Here is a 16569-nt window from a genome sequence, read left to right as displayed (position 1 = left end):
CTACCGGCCCGGCTTCGACGAGCCAGGCGCCGGTGGGTCACGTCGTGAGTCCTGCTTCTCCAGCGTGAACTGGGTGACATCGATATAGCCGGCGCGGAATCCATCGGAGCAGCCCGTCAGGTAACGCATGTAGCGGTCGTAGACCTCTTGGGACTGGACCGCGATCGCCTCCTCACGGTGGGATTCCAACGCGCGTGCCCAGCAGTCGAGAGTCCGCACGTAGTGCGGTTGCAGGGATTGCCGTTGGGTCAGCGTGAACCCCGCGGCCGCGGCATGGTCTTGCACCATCTCGATGGTGGGCAACCGGCCGCCCGGAAAGATCTCGGTGACAATGAATTTGATGAAGCGGGCCATCGCGAATGTCAATGGCAGGCCGCGTTCTTGCATCTGGGGATAGGTCAAGCCGGAGATGGTGTGCAAAAGCATCACGCCGTCCGGAGGCAAGACGTTGGCGGTCATGGTGAAGAAGTCGTCGTAGCGCTCGTGGCCGAAGTGCTCGAACGCTCCGATGGAGACGATCCGGTCGACGGGCTCGTCGAAGCATTCCCAGCCCTCCAGCAGCACCTGCCGGCTGCGGGAGGTGTCCATCGTGTCGAGCGCCGCCTGGGCGGCGACGGCCTGGTTCTTGCTCAGGGTCAGGCCTACGACGTTGACGTCGTACTTCTCGACAGCGCGGCGCATCGTGGCGCCCCAGCCGCAGCCGATGTCGAGCAGCTTCATCCCCGGCTGCAATCGGAGTTTGCCCAGGGACAGATCGATTTTGGCGAGCTGAGCTTGTTCCAGTGTCATATCCTCGCGCTCGAAGTAGGCGCAGCTGTAGGTTTGGCTCGGATCGAGGAACAGCCGGAAGAACTCGTCGGACAGGTCGTAGTGTGCCTGTACGTCGTCGAAATGAGGCTCGAGATCCTTCGGCATCTGTTCTGCCGCTTTCTAATACGTGCCGAAGACCAGCGCCACGTTGTGACCGCCGAATCCGAACGAGTTGCTGATCGCGTAGCGATAGTCACCCATTCGAGGCTGGCCGGCCACTACGTCCAGGTCGACGCCTGGGTCGAGATGGTGCAGGTTCAGCGTGGGCGGGATAATGCCGTCGCGTAATGCCAGTACCGTCAGGATCGCCTCGACCGCGCCCACCGCGCCGACCGAATGGCCCAGGGCGGATTTCGGTGCGTACACCGCCGGCCGGTGGCTGCCCATCGCATTGCAGATCGCCTGTGCCTCGGCCAGGTCCCCGATGTGGGTGCCCGTGGCGTGAGCGTTGACGTGCCCGATATCGGCCGGTGTCAGCCCCGCGAGTTCGATCGCCCGTGTCATGGCGTAACCGGCTCGCTCGCCGGACGGGTCGGGCGCCACGATGTGGTAGCCATCAGAGGTGATCCCCGCGCCCATCAATCGGGCCAGAATGGAAGCGCCGCGTGCCTTGGCGTGCTGTTCGGTTTCGATGACCATCAGTGCAGCGCCCTCACCGAAGACGAAGCCGTTGCGGTCACGGTCGAACGGGCGGCACGCACCGGCCGGATCGTCGTTGCTGGTGGACAACACGATGCGCATCGCGGCGAAGCCGGCTATCGGTACCGCCTCGATTTTGGTCTCCACCCCGCCGCAGATGGCGATGTCGGCTTCGTCATAGACGATGTCGCGCCAGGCCTGCGCGATCGCTTCGGCTCCCGAGGCGCACGCTGAGACCGGGGTCAGCACCCCGGCCTTGGCGCCTCTCTCCAGCCCGACCGCCGCGGCCGCCGCGTTGGGCATGTACTTCTGAACCCCTAGCGGTGACACGCCTTTCATGCCGTGCTCGACCATGCCCTGATAGCCCCAGACCAGTTCCTCCGGTGAGCCCAGCCCGGTGCCGATGGACACCATCAGACGGCGGGTGTCGACCTCCGGTGATCCGGCGTGGGCCCAGGCCCGCCGGCCCAACACCGTGGACATCTTCTGCAGATACGAAAAACGGTGCAGTTCCTTGTGGGTCAGTTCATGGTCGAATTCTTCGAGCAGGTGGCCGCCGATGCGTACCGGCAGGTGGAACTGCTCGACGAAGGGGTCATCGAGACGGCGAATGCCGCTTTGACCGTCCAGCAGTTTTTTCCAGGTGTCGTCGACGTCGGTGGCCAGTGCGGTGGTCATAGCGACCCCGGTGACCACCACATCGGGAAATCCCTTGCCCGTCGAGAACCTGGTCATGGCAGTCACCCGGCTTTCTGGTGGGGGATCGCTTGGTGAGGATGAACCGGCCGGACTGCGGTCACGCGGGCCGACCCTGTCCCGCGAGAATGCACCGGCGCATCCCGCTCACGTGTTGACCTTCGAAAACGCACCCGCCGTTCCCAACCGAGTCGACTGTCGGGGTGTTTTCCCCGGTGCAGGTCGGCCCAAACGCCGCTTCGCGGAATTTCTCTTCAGCTCAGCGCCGATTGCGGTGCCGCCGAGAGGAGATCATCTTTGGCCCATGGCTCAGGCGACCGGCGGTCACGACGAAGCAGCTGCGCCGAGTCCGGTCCGGACAGGGTGAAAGCGCCGCGATATCGCGGCAGGTCAGCTTGTGGCGCTGAGGATCTTGATCGCGAAGACCAGGGTGTCGCCCGGCCGGATACCGGCGCGGGGCTGACCGTCGGGGTAGCCGTCCGCGGACGTCATCGCGACGGCGACCGTGGAGCCCACATGCTGTCCCGCGATGGCCTTCTGGAATCCCGGCACGACTCCGTTGAGGGGGAAGTCGACCGGGGCGCCCCGGGTGTAGCTGCTGTCGAACACCGTGCCGTCACGACCGTTGACACCCATGTAGCAGACCGACACCGTAGCCGTCGGGGCAACCACCGGCCCGTCGCCGGCCTGCAATGTGTGCACCTGGGTCTGGGTCACGCTGAACGGCGTGGTGACCTCGACCCGCGGCGCTGCCGAGGACGTCGACCCGGTGACCGCGACGCTGCCGGTGGCGCCGTCCAGCGTCCACTCCGGCGTCCCGCCGGCCGCCGCTGCAGCGGTGGGGCAGGAGTCGGCCGCGGTTGCCGTGCCGGCTCCGGCCAGGGGGACGGCGGCGGCGGCAATGCAGGCGGCGAGCCAAACCAGGGAACGCATCCGTGGGGAATTCACCTCCGTCACGCTACAGGCAGGCCTTAGCCGCCGAACAGCATGCTGGGTCGTCGATATCCGGACTCGGCCCGGCGTGAAGCCGGTTATCGGCACGATCCACCCCGTAGGATTCGCTCGTGCATGTTGACGTCATGGCCATTCCACAGCCGCTGGGGAAGGTCGGTGAGTTTGCCCGCCAGACCCAGGCCGCGGGTTTCTCGGGTCTTTTGCTCACCGAAGCCGGCCGCACCGCGTATCTCAACGCCGCCATCGCCTCTCAGGCCGCACCGGGACTGGAGATTTCGACCGGAGTCGCGGTGGCCTTTCCGCGCAGTCCCTTCGTCACCGCTGCGACGGCGTGGGAACTGCAGGAGGCGACGGCGGGAAAGTTCCGGCTCGGTCTCGGCACGCAGGTCCGTACCCACGTCGTGCGGCGTTACGGTGCGGCGTTCGACCATCCCGGTCCACGTCTGCGCGACTACGTTCTGGCGGTCAAGGCATGCTTTTCCGCATTCCGGACCGGGACCTTGGCTCATCACGGGCCGTTCTACGACCTCGATTTCATCACTCCGCAATGGAGCCCCGGCGTGATCGACGCCCCTGACCCCAAGGTGGACATCGCGGCGGTGAATCCGTGGATGCTGCGCATGGCGGGCGAAGTGGCCGACGGTGTGCACGTCCATCCGCTTGGCGAGCCCGGTTATATCGCGCGCCACGTCGTTCCGAAGGTCGCCGAAGGCGCCCACAAGGCGGGCCGCTCCACCGCTGACATCGACATCATCGTGCCCGCGATGACGATCGTCGGCGACAGCGACGAAGAGCGCCATCAGGAACGCGAACTGGTGCGCGCCAGTATGAGCTTCTACGGAAGCACGCCGAACTATGCATTCATCTGGGACGAGGCCGGGTTCGACGGCACGACCGCCCGTATCCGCGAGAAGCAGAAGGCCGGCGACTTCGCGGGCATGGCGGCGCAGATCACCGACGAGCACCTGGCCGTCTTTGCGACCGAGTCGACCTGGGATGAGTTGGGGGACAGTCTGATCGCCAAGTACGGGGGTGTGGCGACTCGCCTGGTCTTGTACAACGCGCTGGGCGACAGCAAGCGTTTCGAACGCTACGGCGAGATCGCGCGAGGTATCTCGAGCCGGTAGTCCCCGGTGGGGTCAGTGGGCCGCCCCTGGATTACCGGGATCTGGTGCCGCGGCCCGCCAGGGCTGCTCGTTGCGCCGCTGCCTCTGCCGCTCGCGCTCTTGATCCTGGACCCAGAAATCCTCGAAGCGCTCGCCGGGGTGCACGTTCGGCATGCGGTTCATCAGGCTGCTGAGCCAGCGCGGCGGGCGTTCCGGTTCCCATTGGGGAACCACCGTGCTGAGTGAGGCGAGGGTCTTGAGCACCACGAAGACCCCGAACAGCGTGCCGGGAGCATCGGTGGCGGCGATCCCGGCGAATCCGAGCAACAACGTCAGATGCACGACCATGACGCGGCCCAGCCCGATATCGGCGGTGCGCTCGACGTCTCGGAACGACCATCGGCGCAGGTCGACCAGATCGAGTAGGAAATTGAGCGTCAGGAACAGCAGTACGCTCAAACACCCCCATCCGGCGCTGCGCCAATCCAGATCGAGGAGTTCAAGCTCAGTCGCGCGGTTGTGCGCCAGCAGTCCCAGAATGGCGCCGAGGAAGATCCCGTGGGCAGCGCAGAAGGCCAGGCTGACGCGGGCGAAGCCGGCCAAAAACGATTGCTTCGCCGGGCCGCCGGATTGCGGTGCGCGATAGTGGAAGTGACCATATCTGGGATTCCAGCGCCGGTGCACGGCGATGCGAGCTATCACGAACAGGCACACGGTCACGTTCTCGAACCAGTACACCACCAGGGTCGTCGCGCCGGACCAATCTTGGGTGAACCAGCCCAGGGCCGGGATGGCGATCACTCCGAGGGCAGCGAACAGCTGAAAGCGCGAGATCGCCGTCGCCCGCGAAGAATCGGGCGACGTCATGATCCGGTCATCAGGATGCGGCGATCCATTGCATCATCATGGGCTCTGGAAGCTCTTTGGAGGGCGAGTTCGCCGACCCGGAGACAACGCGGTCGCCCGTTCCGGTTTACGAACGGCCGGTTCGGGACCGCGCCTCGCTCAACACGGCTTCGATTTCGTCCCAGGTCCGGCGGATGATCTCCGACACCGGGAGAAGTTCGGCAATGCGCGATGACACCTGGCCGGTGTTGGCGACGCTGGCTTCCATGTCGCCGTCGAAGTACAGCTCGGTGACCTTTCCCAGCAGCTGCGCGCCCGGGTCATGTGCTGCGACTCGGGCCGCCAGTCCGGTCCGCAGAACCCGCATGGTCGGATTGCCGGGAATGTCGAGAAGCACTGTGCCGGCGTCGTTTGCCGCCACGATCGCTTCCTTGAAGTTCGTGTGCACCGCGGATTCCTGACTGGCCAGCATCCGGGTGCCCATCTGCACGCCCTCGGCGCCCAACACCAGTGACGCCGCCGCCGACCGTGCATCGCACATGCCGCCCGCGGCGATGATGGGCAGGTCGACGTTTTCGGCAACCAGGGGCAGCAGCACCATGGTCGAGGCCCCGAGCAATGATTTGAATCCGCCGCCCTCGACGCCCTCGACCACCAGCGCGTCGACACCGGCGTCGGCGGCCTTGTGCGCGCCCTTGAGTGATCCGACGACATGCACCACTGTCATCCCGGCGTCGTGCAGCAGTTTGGTGAACAACGCGGGATCGCCGGCCGAGGTGAAGACGTGGCGTATGCCGGCCTCGGCCAGGATGTCGACGATCGAGGGATCCTTCTTCCATCCCTGGATCATGAGGTTGGCTGCCACCGGTTTGTCGGTGAGTTCGCGCACCCGCCGCAGGTCCGCGCGCCCCTCCGGGGTGAGGGTTTCGATCATGCCGAGCCCGCCGGCCTCGGAGACCGCCGCAGCGAGTTCGGCGCGCGCGATGTACGTCATCGGCGCCTGGATGACGGGGTAGGCAACCCCGAGAAGCGACTGGATCCGGTTGGCCACGGCTTATTCAAGCACTTCGGGTTCGAGACGCAGCCGTGGCCATCCGGAGGCGTCAGCGTGTCGCGCCGTGGAGATTCTTGGCTGTCGGCGACGTCGGGACCGCCGACTGATCCGGGTAGGTACCGAGTAGTCGATCCGCGGTTCCGGTGCTGGTGATGGTGAACCAGTAGTGCTCATTCTTGAAGTGGTGCAGTCGGTGATTACGCCAGATCGCCCGGTACACACCGTATTTCGGCTTGTAGTCGGTGTGGATGAGGTAATGCGTCCACTCGTAGACGAGTCCGAGGGCGGTGATGAAGACCAAGAATGTCAGCCCGAGACCGAGTCGATTGAAGACCAGCAACGGCAAGGCGACCGTGGTGGGGATCAGCCAGAGCAATGTCTGCGAGGGGATGAAGATGAGCTCGATTCTGCGCGGTTCACGGTGGTGCTCGCGGTGTTTGCGCGCCAGTAGCGGATCCAAGGTGAACCGGCCGGCAGTGCGCGGTCGCCAATGCAGGATGACGATGTGGATGATCCACTCGAAGACGGGGAAAGCAGCGACCATCAGCACCGGCAGCACGACGTCGCTGAACTGCCAGTCGCCGACCACGATCCGGGCGGCCAGCGCCGCGATGAACGTGAGCGACAGGACCCAGGAGGAGGGGTGCCGCCAGAACTCCCGGCCGGCATCGACCAGGGTGAACCCACTACGTACCTGTGTCGTCATCGCTGTTCATCCAGACCGGACAGGGCGGTCAGCAGGCCGCGTGTGGCCGGCTCGAGCAGTTCGACCGCGGCGCTTCTCGCGCCGGCCGGGTCGCCGGCGGTGATCGCTTGCGCCACTCGCTGATACAGCTCGGGGTGACTGACCTCGGCTGCCATGACCGTGGCAAGGGCTTCGAGGGCCGGCTCGTAGGTGGCACGCAGGGTGTTGAACATCAGCCGGAAGACGATGGAGTCCGCGGCGTCGACGACGTGGTCCCAGAACCTCAGCGCCGCACGCTGACGTTCCACCGGGTCCTCTTGGGCGGCCAACGCGGCCACGGCGGCCTCGAGCACGTCGGCCGCCTGTGCGCCGCTGCGTTCGGCGGCCAGCTCGGCGACCTTGGGCCCGTTGTGCAGCCGGGCCTCCAAGATGCTGCGCACGACCGCCAGGTCCAGTTCGTCACCGCGGAGCAGCAAGCGGGGCAGTAGGTCCAGGCCGGCGTGGCGGCGGTAGTCCCGCACGGTGGTGGCGTCTCCGTGGCGGACTTCGATCAGGCCGGCGGCGTTGAGACGGGTGAGCGCTTCGCGGACCGCCGGCCGCGACACGCCCAGCACCTCGGCGAGCCTGCGCTCGTTGGGCAGCAGTTCGCCGGGCGCCATTTCGCCGCTGAGCACGTCGGACATGATTTGTTCGAAGACGTGGTCAGGTACCGATTGTCGAGTCACCTGTCGAAGAGCCATGCGCCCACCATGCCCGAAGACTGACCAGAGGTCAAGTGGTCAGACCAGTGCATGCGGGCGCACAGCGGGACCGTCGACACCCGCTCGGGGAACCGAACGGGAGATTTCACGCCGGTTGCAGTTGGGCAAAGATCCTGCCGCGTGCCCGCGGGGAGTGGTCCGACATCGACCGTGGGGCCTTAGTGTTCGCCGCTATGGCGGGACAGGTGAGCTACGTGCAGCACTGGCGCACAGCGCTGCACGCAATCGTGTCCGCGGTGATGGTCGTTGTCTTCGGACTCCTGACCGCTGCCGCAGCGCATGCGGCGGCGGCCACCGCGACACTGGTGGTGACGTCGACGTGGCAGACCGGTTTCATCGCGCGCTTCGCCATCACCAACCGGAGCGCGGTGCCGTTGACCGATTGGAAACTCGAATTCGACCTGCCGCCAGGAGAATTCATCTCGCACTCGTGGAATAGCAACTTTGTCCGGTCCGGTACGCACTATGTTCTGACGCCGGCGAACTGGAATCGCATCATCGCCCCCGGCGGCTCGGCCACCGGTGGTTTCCGAGGTGTGCTGAGCGGGCCGTACTCGCCACCGGTGAACTGCATGCTCAACAGGCAGGTGCTCTGCACGTAGAGGCCGCCTCGGTGACGCACGATCAGTGCGTGTGGGCGTGGTCGTCCAGCCGGCCCTCGTCGTGGGTGTGGGTGTGGGTGTGCACGGTCCCGTCGGCATGAGTGTGGGTGTGCGTGTGCTCGATCGAGCCCTGGTCGTGCGTGTGGCCGGGGTTGTCCTGGTCGCAGGTGGGGGTGTGTGACATGGGATCGCCTCCGTGGTTGCGCCGAGCCCTTCCCGGCCCACAATACCAGAATGTATGAAGAGGTCTTCATATATACCTGGATGGGTTAGGCTGTCGACCATGGGGCACGGGGTTGAGGGCCGGACCCGCTCGGCGGGCAAACTCGATGCCGAGTCGGCCACGCAGATCGCAACCACCTTGCAGGCGTTGGCCACCCCGAGTCGGCTGATGATCCTGAGCACGCTGCGGCAAAGCCCGCTGCCCGTGGCGGACCTGGCGAACGCGATCGGCATGGAACACTCCGCGGTGTCGCACCAGTTGCGATTGCTGCGCAACCTAGGCTTGGTCACCGGCGTGCGTAACGGACGCAGCATCGTCTACAACCTCTATGACAACCACGTCGCGCAGTTGCTCGACGAGGCCATCTACCACAGCGAGCATCTGCGCCTCGGCCGGACCGATCGCCCCCAGTCTGCCGGCTGAAACCCCGGGCCCGGTCAGCCTTAAGCGGGCTCGTCTTCGGCGGGGGAGTCGTAGCTTGCGGCCAGGTGGTGCAGGACTCGTTCGTTGAGGGTGGCGAGCATGTCGAGCTCGGCCGGGGAAAACAGCTCGATGAAGTTCCGGCGGACGTCCTCGACGTGCCCGGGTGCCACCTTCTCGATGGCGGCACGGCCCGCCTTGAGCAGGCAGACCATGGTGCTGCGCGCGTCGTCGGGATTGGGTTCGCGGCTGATCAGCCCGTCCTTCTGCATGCGCCGCAGCTGGTGGGAGAGACGGCTCTTCTCCCAGCTCAGCGCGTTGGACAGGTCGCGGGCGGCCATACGGTCCCCATCGTGCGCCGAGAGCACCGCGAGGATCTCGTAGTCAGCCCCGGACAGGCCGGATCCCTGCAGGCAGCGGTTCAGGTGCACGGCGAGCCGATGCGGCGCGTGCAGGAAGGCGCGCCAGGCGCGGTCCTCGCGAGAGTTCAGCCAGTTCGCTTCCATCGGCCTCTATGTTACCCCAATTGGTTGACGTATCACCCATTCTGTGCATATGGTTGACACATCAACATTATTGATTGTCAACCACGACGGGACATGTCATGAGCAGCATCAGCATCATCGGCCTGGGGAACATGGCGAGCGCTTTGGCGCACCGGGCGATCGCCGGCGGAAACGCAGTCGAGGTCATCGGCCGCGACCAGACCAAAGCCAAGGAGTTGGCCGCCGCGGTCGGCGGTGCCGCCGTGGGGACGCCCGGCCTCGCCCCCGTCGGGGAGATCGTCATCCTCGCCGTGCCGTACGCCAGCGCGGCGGCGGTGGTCAGCGAGTACCGAGATGCCCTGCACGGCAAGGTCATCATCGACATCACCAACCCGATGACCTCCGATTTCACCGGCCTCGTCACCCCCGAGGGCAGTTCCGCCGCAGAGGAGATCGCCAGGGTGGCCCCCGCGGGTGCGCACGTCGTCAAGGCGTTCAACACCCTGTTCGCCAACGTTCTCGCCGATAGTCCAGCCGATGTGTTCATCGCCGGAGACGACGCGGCGGTAAAGGGGCGGGTGTCGGCGTTCATCAAGAGCCTGGGACTGCGCCCGCTGGACACCGGGCAGCTGCCCATGGCACGGGCTTTGGAGAACGCGGCTCTACTGCAGATGGGCCTTCTTGCCCATTCCGTCCAGCACACCAACTTCTTCCTCGGGGTCAGCTTGCTCAGCTGAGCGCACCCGAACACCCAGTTCACCTATCCCAGAAGGGCAGTAGCTATGCGCGTTCTCGTTGTCGGCGGGACCGGCCATTCCGGTTCCCACATCATCCCCGAGCTCATCGCCGCCGGGCACGAGGTCACCGGCCTTGCCCGGTCGGACAAGGCCGCGGCGGCGTTGTCCGAGCTCGGCGCTACGGTGCGCCGCGGCGACATTCAGGATCTCGATGGGCTCAAAGAGGCGGCGGCGGACTCCGACGGCGTCATCCACGTCGCGCACCGGCAAGACCTACTTGCCTCCGGAGGGATCGACGCCGTGACCGCCGCAGAGCTCCCGGTCGTGCTCGCCTACGGTGAGGCGCTCGCGGGAACCGGAAAGCCACTGGTGGCCGCGGGCAGTATGGCCTCGCCCGGATACTTGGGCCGACCGGTCACCGAGGAAGACCCGGCGCTTTCAGTGGCGACGGGTATAAGGGCACCCTGCGGTTTCGTAACGCCGTGGAAATCGCGGTAATCGGCCTCGCCGAGCGGGGAGTGCGGTCGTCAGTCGTGCGCCTTCCCACCATCGCACACAGCACAACCGATCAAGCCGGCTTCCTCCCGGGGCTCATCGCGCTTGCGAAGGAAAAAAGCTTCGCCGGCTACCCCGGCGACGGCGAAAACCTCTGGGGCGCTGTGCATGTCCGCGATGCAGCCGCCGTGTTCCGCCTGGCACTGGAGAAGGGGCCGGCCGGCAGATGCTGGCACGCGATCGAGGACGGGGGCATCCGGTTTCGCGAGATCGCCGAGGCCATCGGCAGCCGCCTGGGTCTGCCCACCGTGAGCATTCCCGCGGACGTGATGATGCTGCCGGGGCACTTCGGGTTCTACGCGAACCTGGTCGCGCTGTCCCTGCCGGCCTCCAATCTCATCACGCGCCGGACCCTCGGCTGGGAACCCACTCGGCCCGGCCTGCTCGCCGATCTGGACAACGGCAATTATTTCTCCGGCCGGCTGACGGCCTGAGCCCTGACCAGAGCTGACCTGGCACAGGGAGTAGCGATGACCACCTTCGCCCCACGTCGCGACACCGTGGCCCTCACCCGTTTGCCCGACGACGACAGTTAACGGGGAAGCCCTCAGCGGTGGGACCAGCAGCGCCGCGTTTGCCAGGCTACGAATCGGAGGCGTCGCAGTCAACGGGTTCTTCTATGCCCGGCTCGATGCGGACGGGAGGTCGGCGAGATGTCCATAAGCTGGCGTCCGCTGCCGGCCTGGGTCGGGGGAGTGCCCTGGCGCGCCTGACCCAAGGCGGCTGGGAATGCCGCGCAGCACGGGGTTGTTGTCGCGGTCGTCGACTATGACCCGAACCCCAAAACGCGGAGAGATCATGAAGTCAAAGCAGCCATCACATCGCGGAGAGGTACTCGTCATCGGCGCCGGTGAACTCGGCGGCGCCGTTGTCGCCGCGCTGTCCCAACGGGACGACGCACCGCCGGTGACGGTGCTGCTGCGACCGGCGAACACGCCCCGGCATGCCCAGTTGCGCAATGAGATCATGGCCCGCGGTGCCGGAATCGCGGAAGCTGACGTGGCGACGGCGACGGTGGCCGAGCTGGCGACGGTGCTGGCGCAGTTCCACACAGTGGTGAGCTGCATCGGATTCGCGGCGGGTTCGGGAACCCAACGCAAAATCACCGAAGCCGCGCTGGCGGCCGGGGTTCCCCGCTACTTCCCGTGGCAGTTCGGCGCCGACTACGACGCGATCGGACGCGGCAGTCCCCAAGACCTGTTCGACGAGCAACTCGACGTTCGCGATATGCTACGCGCCCAGAGCGCCACCGAATGGGTGATCGTGTCCACCGGCATGTTTGTCAGCTTCCTCTTCGAACCCGACTTCGGTGTCGTCGACCTCACCACCAATACCGTTAACGCGCTGGGCAGTTGGGATACCGAAGTCACCGTTACCACTGCGGAGGACATCGGTGTACTGACCGCGGAGATCATCCAGGCCCAGCCACCTATCGCCAATCAGGTCGTCTATGTCGCCGGCGACACGATCACCTACCGCGAGCTCGCCGATATCGTCGAGCGGACCCGGGGAGCTCAGGTCATCCGTAATGAATGGACCGTCGCGCACCTACTCGATGAGCTTGAAAGAAACCCCGGTGACAGTCTGCGCAAATACCGGGCGGTATTCGCTCTGGGCAGGGGCGTCGCGTGGCCAAAAGCCGCTACGTTCAATGCCATCCGCGGCATCTCGACTACCACCGCCGAGGAGTGGGCGTCCAAATACCTCAGCGCAAGAGAATAGAGCTGGAGGTTCTGCCTCGTGGCGCCGCGAACAGGGGGAGAATTGCAGCATGTCGATCACGCTCTGGATCATCGCTGCCATGCTCGCTGCCGGGACGGTGGCCGGCGGGCTCTTGCGGATGCGGGCGTGGTTGCGGAGGCCGGTACCGCCTGAGGTGATCGAGGCCGCGCACCGCGACGACGACAAGGACGATTAGCCGGCGTGGAGACCTTGTAGCGAGCCGACAGTCGCTGGTTCGTGACCGCCCGCAATTACAACGCGGACGAGCAAGGGGTTAGCTGTGACCCGCCATACTCGATACGGGTGAATTGCGGCATTCGTTGGCACCGAAACAGTCGACACCGTTGGGGGAGCGAGTGCCACGAACTCCCCGATGGGAGGGGTCAAAGACGGCTGACAGGCTTAACTGGAGCGATTGACTTCGTCCTGTTGACGACGGTTGAAAGTCCGGCCAGTCGCGACGGGGTGGGTTCTAGTCAACGTCGCAACACCGACGGTTTCTGGGAGGCTAACAGGGCGGCGAATAGATCGGCGGGGCAACGGTCTTGAAGAACCATGCGAGGGCGGTGGTTGAGTTCGTGTTCGACGGCCCGCAGGTGCGCCGGCGGGTGATTGATGAGGGTCACGCCCTTGGGGAAGTAGTCGCGCAGCAGTCCGTTTGTGTTCTCGTTGCTGCCGCGTTGCCACGGTGATCGGGAGTCGCAGAAATAGACCGGTGCGCCGAGCTTCTCGGTGGTAGCCAGATGCCGTGCCATCTCGGTGCCCTGGTCCCAGGTGATCGATCGCATCAGCGCAGCTGGCAGATCCTTCATGCGGGCCACCAGGGCGGCGTGCAGCGAGTCAGAGTCTGCGCGGGGTAGATGCACTAACCGCACCATCCGGGTCTGACGCTCGACCAGCGTGCCGATCGCCGAGAGGTGATTGTCGCCGATGATGAGGTCACCCTCCCAGTGCCCGGCCTCGGACCGGTCGATAGCCGGGAAGGGCCGGTCGTGGATGGTCAGCATCGGCTGCTGGAAGCGGCCGTTCCGGCGCTGCTTGCGGTGGTGTGCTCGGCGGTGATCCCGACCGGTGCGTAGCGGTGAGCGTCGGTGCGGCGCCAAACGTGAGGGGCGTAGAAATCGCGAATTCGGTTGATATACAGCTTGATAGATACTTTCGTGACACAGCCACATCGATGGGTCGTCGAGGAATCGCAATCGGAGGTGACGGCTGATCTGTTGCGGGCTCCATCGCTGAGCGAGCAGCTCGCTGACCACGGCGCTAAGGTCGCTGTTGGTGTCGAGTCGACGCCGGTGCTGACGTGCCCTTCGGACGGTGGCCCGGCGATGAGCGTCGAACGGGCGATAGCCGCGGCCAGGGACGGTATTGCGGCGCAGTTCCCGCGAAATCGTCGACGGCGAGCGGCTCAACTTCTGTGCGATCGCCCGCAGGCTGAGCCCGGACCGGCGCAGATCGGCGATCTCAATGCGTTCGTCCTCAGACAGGTACCGGGTGCTGATCTGACGGACCGCCAGCCGGTCCAGCGGTGCGACGAACCCGATGACCACGCCATTGCGGTAGACCTTGTGACCGCGCGCCCAGTTCGTCCCAGAGGACCGCGACACACCCACTTCGCGGGCTGCCGCACGCACGCTCCACCCCCTTGACGGCGCTCATCGAAAATCCCCGGCGGTGCTCGTTGAAATTCCTCACCTGTGAGCGTGGGTCAGTGTAGTTGTTGGCGGGTTCCGGTGGTGGTTCTGCGTAGGGTTTCGGCGGCGGCGTGGTGGTCGCGTAATCGGTAGGACTCGCCGTCGAGGTTGATGACGACCGAGCGGTGCAGCAGGCGGTCGAGCATGGCGGCGGCCACGGTGGTGTCGCCGAGGATCTCTCCCCAGGCTCCCACGCCGCGGTTGGTGGTGATGACGATGCTGGTCTTCAAATACCGTTGGGAGACAACCTGAAACAATGCCGATGCGGCTTCGGCGGGCAACGGCAAGTACCCCAGCTCATCGATCACCAAGAGCGTCGGACCGGCATAGAACCGCATTGTCGTGGCCCAGCGTCCCTCGATTGCGGCGCGGTGACACCGTGCAGCCAGATCCGCGGCAGTGGTGAAGTAGGTGCGGTAGCCGGCATGTGCGGCAGCGCGTGCCAGTCCGACGGACAAGTGCGTTTTTCCGGTGCCTGGAGGCCCGATGAGCAGGATGTTGGTCGCCGATTCGAGGTAGCGGCAGGTGCCCAGTTCGTCGATGAGCTTGCGGTCGATCCCGGCGGCGGCATCGACATCGAAGTCGGCCAGGGTGGCCGGGGTTGGCAGGCAGGCGAAACGTAGCCGTCCGGCCAGCCGTCGGGCGGTGCTGGCCTCGACCTCGACGGCCAGCAGCCGCTCCAACGCAACGGTCAGCGACAACCCTTCGGCGGTGGCCTGGTCGAGCACCGCCGGCAGGGCTTCGGCGGCCGCGGCCAGTTTCAGCTCGGCCAGATGCGAGCGCAGCTGCTGATAACGGCTTGCCGCCGCCGTCGGCGATTCCTCGGCGGTCATGGTGGGGGTCTTGGCGGTGCGTGGGGTTGGGGTCATTGGATGGTCCTGTTCTGTGCCGCCCGCTCGTAGGCGGACAGGTCTGTGACGGTGGAATCGCTTGATGAAGTTGGTGTTTCAATGGCGCTGGTGGAGGTCTTCTTGAATTGCAGCAGTTGCGCGGCAGCGGCTTTGGCAGCCGAGCCCGGTGGGATGCGTTCCTTACGCCGGTGTGGGCGTCCGGTAGCCGCGGTGGCCATCGCGGCGGTGTCCAAGGCGATGACATGGCCGCTGTCACGCACCGCGACGCCGAGCCCGTCGGCGGCCATGCGGTGGCGGGCGATCACGATCCCGCTCGTGGTGGCGATGTCGCAGAACTCGGCCCCGACCGGATGTGACACCACGACCTGGGCGGCGGCCAGCTCCGGGGGCACCGAGTAGCGGTTACCGCGGTAGGACACCATTGCTTGGCGCGATGCACTACGGGTCTCGGAGATGATCACTGGATATGCCACCGACGGCACCGGTGCCAGAGGCTCCCTTTTAGCCACCACCGCAACCGAGGACCGGCCATCAGCGGTGGCCCGCAGCCGGGTATCACCGCGGATCGCAGCGAAGCGATCCAGACTCACCTGCGCCGCCTCGACGGTCATGTCGTCGGCCAGGGTGCGCCACCAGCGCTGAGCGGCAGTGTGGTTGACCTTTTCCACCACGCCCTTGCGGTTGCCGCGCCGGGGCGGGCAGATCGCCACCGACACCCCGCAGTGCTTGGCCACCCCGGCAAACGATGCGGTCACCCGGCCGCTGCCAGGGTCACAGACCGTGGCCATCCGGTCGAACCGCCACACCCGGCTACACCCGCCGAGTCCGCGGGTCACCCGGTCCAGGCCGGCGACCAGGTGCGGCTGATCTTCGCTCGGCGCCAGGAAGCCGCGCCACTTGCCCGAATGAGCCAGCGAGCCGACTAACAGGTGCGCGGTCTTGCCCCACCCCCACGATTCGGGTGGATCAGGCAATTCCACCCAGTCCCATTGGGTTTCATCACCCGGGGCATGTGGGATCACCGCATTCGGCCGCTGTGTGGCGGTCCGGCATGCTTCGCAGACGGGGCGCAGATTCCGGGTGCGGATGTTGCGGGTCAGGCTCTGATACGACAGCGGAAACCCCAGATCCTCGAGCTCGTCGAACAGCGTGCGGGCCCACAGGTGCGGGTCCTCGGTCAGCCTCGCGGTGACGTAGTCAATGAACGGGTCGAACGGATCCGGGTCGGGGCGGGCGCGCACCCCGGGTTTACCGTCGCCGGCCAGGTACTTGCGGACCGTCTTGCGGTCGAAGCCGGTGTGGCGGGCGATCGCCGAGATCGTCCAACCACGCTTGTGTAGGGCATGTACTTCCACGTCGTCCTCCCATGTGAGCATGAGAAAGCGGGCCTCCTTCGACTGGAACTGTTGGCGTCAGACACCAGCAGCATCGAGGGAGGCCCGCCCTTCTCGGCGGAGCCACACGGGTGGGGAATTTCGATGAGCGTCAGTGGGGAATTTCAGTGAGCGCGGTCACCCTCGCCCGTAGCTCCATGAACCGCTGACGCTTGGCCGACTGCGGGCGACGCCCCGGCCCCTTCTTCACCCGACGCGACGATGCCAACACAACCTCCAGAATCTACGGAAGTGTTGCGACCGTCCCTAGAAACCACCGAGCAATGATCAATACCTGTGGATGAGCCTCGGTGAGGCGGCGTAGGAAAGGGCGCACCTTCCCGAGGATGATCTGA

General features: G+C 65.8%; 20 protein-coding genes. 8 read left to right on the top strand and 12 right to left on the bottom strand.

Translation table 11 applies throughout. The features are described 5' to 3' along the window. The 3 genes from BST28_RS16580 to BST28_RS16570 all read right to left on the bottom strand — a co-directional run bounded on the left by BST28_RS16580 (position 1) and on the right by BST28_RS16570 (position 3078). Positions 1-915, bottom strand: a complete 915-nt coding sequence (locus tag BST28_RS16580) for a cyclopropane mycolic acid synthase family methyltransferase (RefSeq protein ID WP_083081950.1) — start codon at positions 913-915, stop codon at positions 1-3. Between the two features lie 15 nt (positions 916-930). After that, positions 931-2184 (bottom strand): 3-oxoacyl-ACP synthase KasB, encoded by a 1254-nt coding sequence (kasB, locus tag BST28_RS16575; protein WP_065287366.1) that lies wholly within the window; start codon positions 2182-2184, stop codon positions 931-933. A 351-nt stretch (positions 2185-2535) separates the two neighbouring features. Beyond that, positions 2536-3078: an FKBP-type peptidyl-prolyl cis-trans isomerase gene (locus BST28_RS16570; RefSeq protein ID WP_109560720.1), complete on the bottom strand. Its 543-nt coding sequence runs from the start codon at positions 3076-3078 to the stop codon at positions 2536-2538. 131 nt (positions 3079-3209) lie between these two features. On the opposite strand from BST28_RS16570, the gene BST28_RS16565 reads away from it, so the two are divergent. Further along, positions 3210-4226, top strand: a complete 1017-nt coding sequence (locus BST28_RS16565; RefSeq protein ID WP_065287367.1) for a TIGR03617 family F420-dependent LLM class oxidoreductase — start codon at positions 3210-3212, stop codon at positions 4224-4226. A 12-nt stretch (positions 4227-4238) separates the two neighbouring features. Here the strand turns inward: BST28_RS16565 and BST28_RS16560 are convergent, their stop codons facing one another. The 4 genes from BST28_RS16560 to BST28_RS16545 all read right to left on the bottom strand — a co-directional run bounded on the left by BST28_RS16560 (position 4239) and on the right by BST28_RS16545 (position 7530). Continuing rightward, positions 4239-5072, bottom strand: coding sequence for a DUF6498-containing protein (locus tag BST28_RS16560; protein ID WP_083081948.1), 834 nt, complete (start codon positions 5070-5072; stop codon positions 4239-4241). A 106-nt stretch (positions 5073-5178) separates the two neighbouring features. Then, positions 5179-6102 carry an NAD(P)H-dependent flavin oxidoreductase gene (locus BST28_RS16555; protein ID WP_083081946.1) on the bottom strand — a complete coding sequence of 308 codons (924 nt, stop codon included), beginning with the start codon at positions 6100-6102 and terminating at the stop codon, positions 5179-5181. 52 nt (positions 6103-6154) lie between these two features. Then, a complete protein-coding gene (locus BST28_RS16550) occupies positions 6155-6811 on the bottom strand; it encodes a sterol desaturase family protein (protein WP_083081943.1) in 657 nt (218 codons plus the stop codon). Continuing rightward, on the bottom strand, positions 6808-7530 hold the full coding sequence (locus BST28_RS16545) for a FadR/GntR family transcriptional regulator (protein WP_065287370.1): 723 nt from the start codon (positions 7528-7530) through the stop codon (positions 6808-6810). Before BST28_RS16545 ends, BST28_RS16550 begins: the two co-directional genes overlap by 4 nt. Positions 7531-7724: 194 nt before the next feature. Here BST28_RS16545 and BST28_RS16540 point away from each other — a divergent pair, with 194 nt between their 5' ends. Beyond that, a complete protein-coding gene (locus BST28_RS16540) occupies positions 7725-8153 on the top strand; it encodes a cellulose-binding domain-containing protein (RefSeq protein ID WP_019735620.1) in 429 nt (142 codons plus the stop codon). Positions 8154-8175: 22 nt separating this feature from the next. Here the strand turns inward: BST28_RS16540 and BST28_RS24130 are convergent, their stop codons facing one another. After that, positions 8176-8337, bottom strand: a complete 162-nt coding sequence (locus tag BST28_RS24130) for a hypothetical protein (protein ID WP_019735619.1) — start codon at positions 8335-8337, stop codon at positions 8176-8178. A 99-nt stretch (positions 8338-8436) separates the two neighbouring features. Between BST28_RS24130 and BST28_RS16530 the strand changes: the two genes are divergently transcribed. Further along, positions 8437-8799, top strand: a complete 363-nt coding sequence (locus tag BST28_RS16530; RefSeq protein WP_019735618.1) for an ArsR/SmtB family transcription factor — start codon at positions 8437-8439, stop codon at positions 8797-8799. Positions 8800-8819: 20 nt separating this feature from the next. Here the strand turns inward: BST28_RS16530 and BST28_RS16525 are convergent, their stop codons facing one another. Continuing rightward, entirely contained in the window at positions 8820-9302 is a 483-nt protein-coding gene (locus BST28_RS16525; protein ID WP_019735617.1) for a MarR family winged helix-turn-helix transcriptional regulator, read from the bottom strand. A 98-nt stretch (positions 9303-9400) separates the two neighbouring features. On the opposite strand from BST28_RS16525, the gene BST28_RS16520 reads away from it, so the two are divergent. The 5 genes from BST28_RS16520 to BST28_RS23360 all read left to right on the top strand — a co-directional run bounded on the left by BST28_RS16520 (position 9401) and on the right by BST28_RS23360 (position 12491). Then, positions 9401-10018, top strand: coding sequence for an NADPH-dependent F420 reductase (locus tag BST28_RS16520; RefSeq protein ID WP_019735616.1), 618 nt, complete (start codon positions 9401-9403; stop codon positions 10016-10018). 45 nt (positions 10019-10063) lie between these two features. Continuing rightward, on the top strand, positions 10064-10516 hold the full coding sequence (locus BST28_RS24830) for an NAD(P)H-binding protein (protein ID WP_234808307.1): 453 nt from the start codon (positions 10064-10066) through the stop codon (positions 10514-10516). Beyond that, positions 10501-11007: a Rossmann-fold NAD(P)-binding domain-containing protein gene (locus BST28_RS24825; RefSeq protein WP_234808306.1), complete on the top strand. Its 507-nt coding sequence runs from the start codon at positions 10501-10503 to the stop codon at positions 11005-11007. The genes BST28_RS24830 and BST28_RS24825 overlap by 16 nt, the downstream gene beginning before the upstream one ends. A gap of 364 nt (positions 11008-11371) precedes the next feature. Next, complete coding sequence (locus BST28_RS16510) at positions 11372-12295, top strand: aromatic alcohol reductase (RefSeq protein WP_083081941.1); 924 nt, start codon at positions 11372-11374, stop codon at positions 12293-12295. A gap of 49 nt (positions 12296-12344) precedes the next feature. Continuing rightward, entirely contained in the window at positions 12345-12491 is a 147-nt protein-coding gene (locus BST28_RS23360; RefSeq protein ID WP_109560719.1) for a hypothetical protein, read from the top strand. A gap of 280 nt (positions 12492-12771) precedes the next feature. On the opposite strand, the gene BST28_RS16505 is transcribed toward BST28_RS23360, so the two are convergent. The 3 genes from BST28_RS16505 to BST28_RS16495 form a co-directional block, all read right to left on the bottom strand. Continuing rightward, the gene (locus BST28_RS16505; RefSeq protein WP_420093444.1) at positions 12772-13929 is read right to left on the bottom strand and encodes an IS30 family transposase; all 1158 of its coding nucleotides are present in this window, start codon (positions 13927-13929) and stop codon (positions 12772-12774) included. A 74-nt stretch (positions 13930-14003) separates the two neighbouring features. Next, positions 14004-14858: an IS21-like element helper ATPase IstB gene (istB, locus tag BST28_RS16500; protein ID WP_083081939.1), complete on the bottom strand. Its 855-nt coding sequence runs from the start codon at positions 14856-14858 to the stop codon at positions 14004-14006. Then, positions 14855-16216: a Mu transposase domain-containing protein gene (locus tag BST28_RS16495; RefSeq protein WP_083081937.1), complete on the bottom strand. Its 1362-nt coding sequence runs from the start codon at positions 16214-16216 to the stop codon at positions 14855-14857. Before BST28_RS16495 ends, istB begins: the two co-directional genes overlap by 4 nt. Positions 16217-16569 lie beyond the last annotated feature (353 nt).

Origin of the sequence: Mycolicibacter kumamotonensis (genome assembly GCF_002086285.1) — a bacterium.
Classification (GTDB): Bacteria; Actinomycetota; Actinomycetes; order Mycobacteriales; family Mycobacteriaceae; genus Mycobacterium; species Mycobacterium kumamotonense.
This window is presented reverse-complemented; position numbering and strand designations above follow the sequence as displayed.

Excerpts from the sequence above, each read along its gene's own strand:
- BST28_RS24130 (WP_019735619.1), bottom strand. The coding sequence starts at position 8,337 with ATGTCACACACCCCCACCTGCGACCAGGACAACCCCGGCCACACGCAC.
- BST28_RS16580 (WP_083081950.1), bottom strand. The coding sequence starts at position 915 with ATGCCGAAGGATCTCGAGCCTCATTTCGACGACGTACAGGCACACTAC.
- BST28_RS16520 (WP_019735616.1), top strand. The coding sequence starts at position 9,401 with ATGAGCAGCATCAGCATCATCGGCCTGGGGAACATGGCGAGCGCTTTG.
- BST28_RS23360 (WP_109560719.1), top strand. The coding sequence starts at position 12,345 with ATGTCGATCACGCTCTGGATCATCGCTGCCATGCTCGCTGCCGGGACG.
- BST28_RS16495 (WP_083081937.1), bottom strand. The coding sequence starts at position 16,216 with ATGCTCACATGGGAGGACGACGTGGAAGTACATGCCCTACACAAGCGT.
- kasB (WP_065287366.1), bottom strand. The coding sequence starts at position 2,184 with ATGACCAGGTTCTCGACGGGCAAGGGATTTCCCGATGTGGTGGTCACC.
- BST28_RS24830 (WP_234808307.1), top strand. The coding sequence starts at position 10,064 with ATGCGCGTTCTCGTTGTCGGCGGGACCGGCCATTCCGGTTCCCACATC.
- BST28_RS16530 (WP_019735618.1), top strand. The coding sequence starts at position 8,437 with ATGGGGCACGGGGTTGAGGGCCGGACCCGCTCGGCGGGCAAACTCGAT.
- BST28_RS16525 (WP_019735617.1), bottom strand. The coding sequence starts at position 9,302 with ATGGAAGCGAACTGGCTGAACTCTCGCGAGGACCGCGCCTGGCGCGCC.
- BST28_RS16540 (WP_019735620.1), top strand. The coding sequence starts at position 7,725 with ATGGCGGGACAGGTGAGCTACGTGCAGCACTGGCGCACAGCGCTGCAC.
- BST28_RS16560 (WP_083081948.1), bottom strand. The coding sequence starts at position 5,072 with ATGACGTCGCCCGATTCTTCGCGGGCGACGGCGATCTCGCGCTTTCAG.
- BST28_RS16570 (WP_109560720.1), bottom strand. The coding sequence starts at position 3,078 with ATGCGTTCCCTGGTTTGGCTCGCCGCCTGCATTGCCGCCGCCGCCGTC.
- istB (WP_083081939.1), bottom strand. The coding sequence starts at position 14,858 with ATGACCCCAACCCCACGCACCGCCAAGACCCCCACCATGACCGCCGAG.
- BST28_RS16545 (WP_065287370.1), bottom strand. The coding sequence starts at position 7,530 with ATGGCTCTTCGACAGGTGACTCGACAATCGGTACCTGACCACGTCTTC.
- BST28_RS16510 (WP_083081941.1), top strand. The coding sequence starts at position 11,372 with ATGAAGTCAAAGCAGCCATCACATCGCGGAGAGGTACTCGTCATCGGC.
- BST28_RS16550 (WP_083081943.1), bottom strand. The coding sequence starts at position 6,811 with ATGACGACACAGGTACGTAGTGGGTTCACCCTGGTCGATGCCGGCCGG.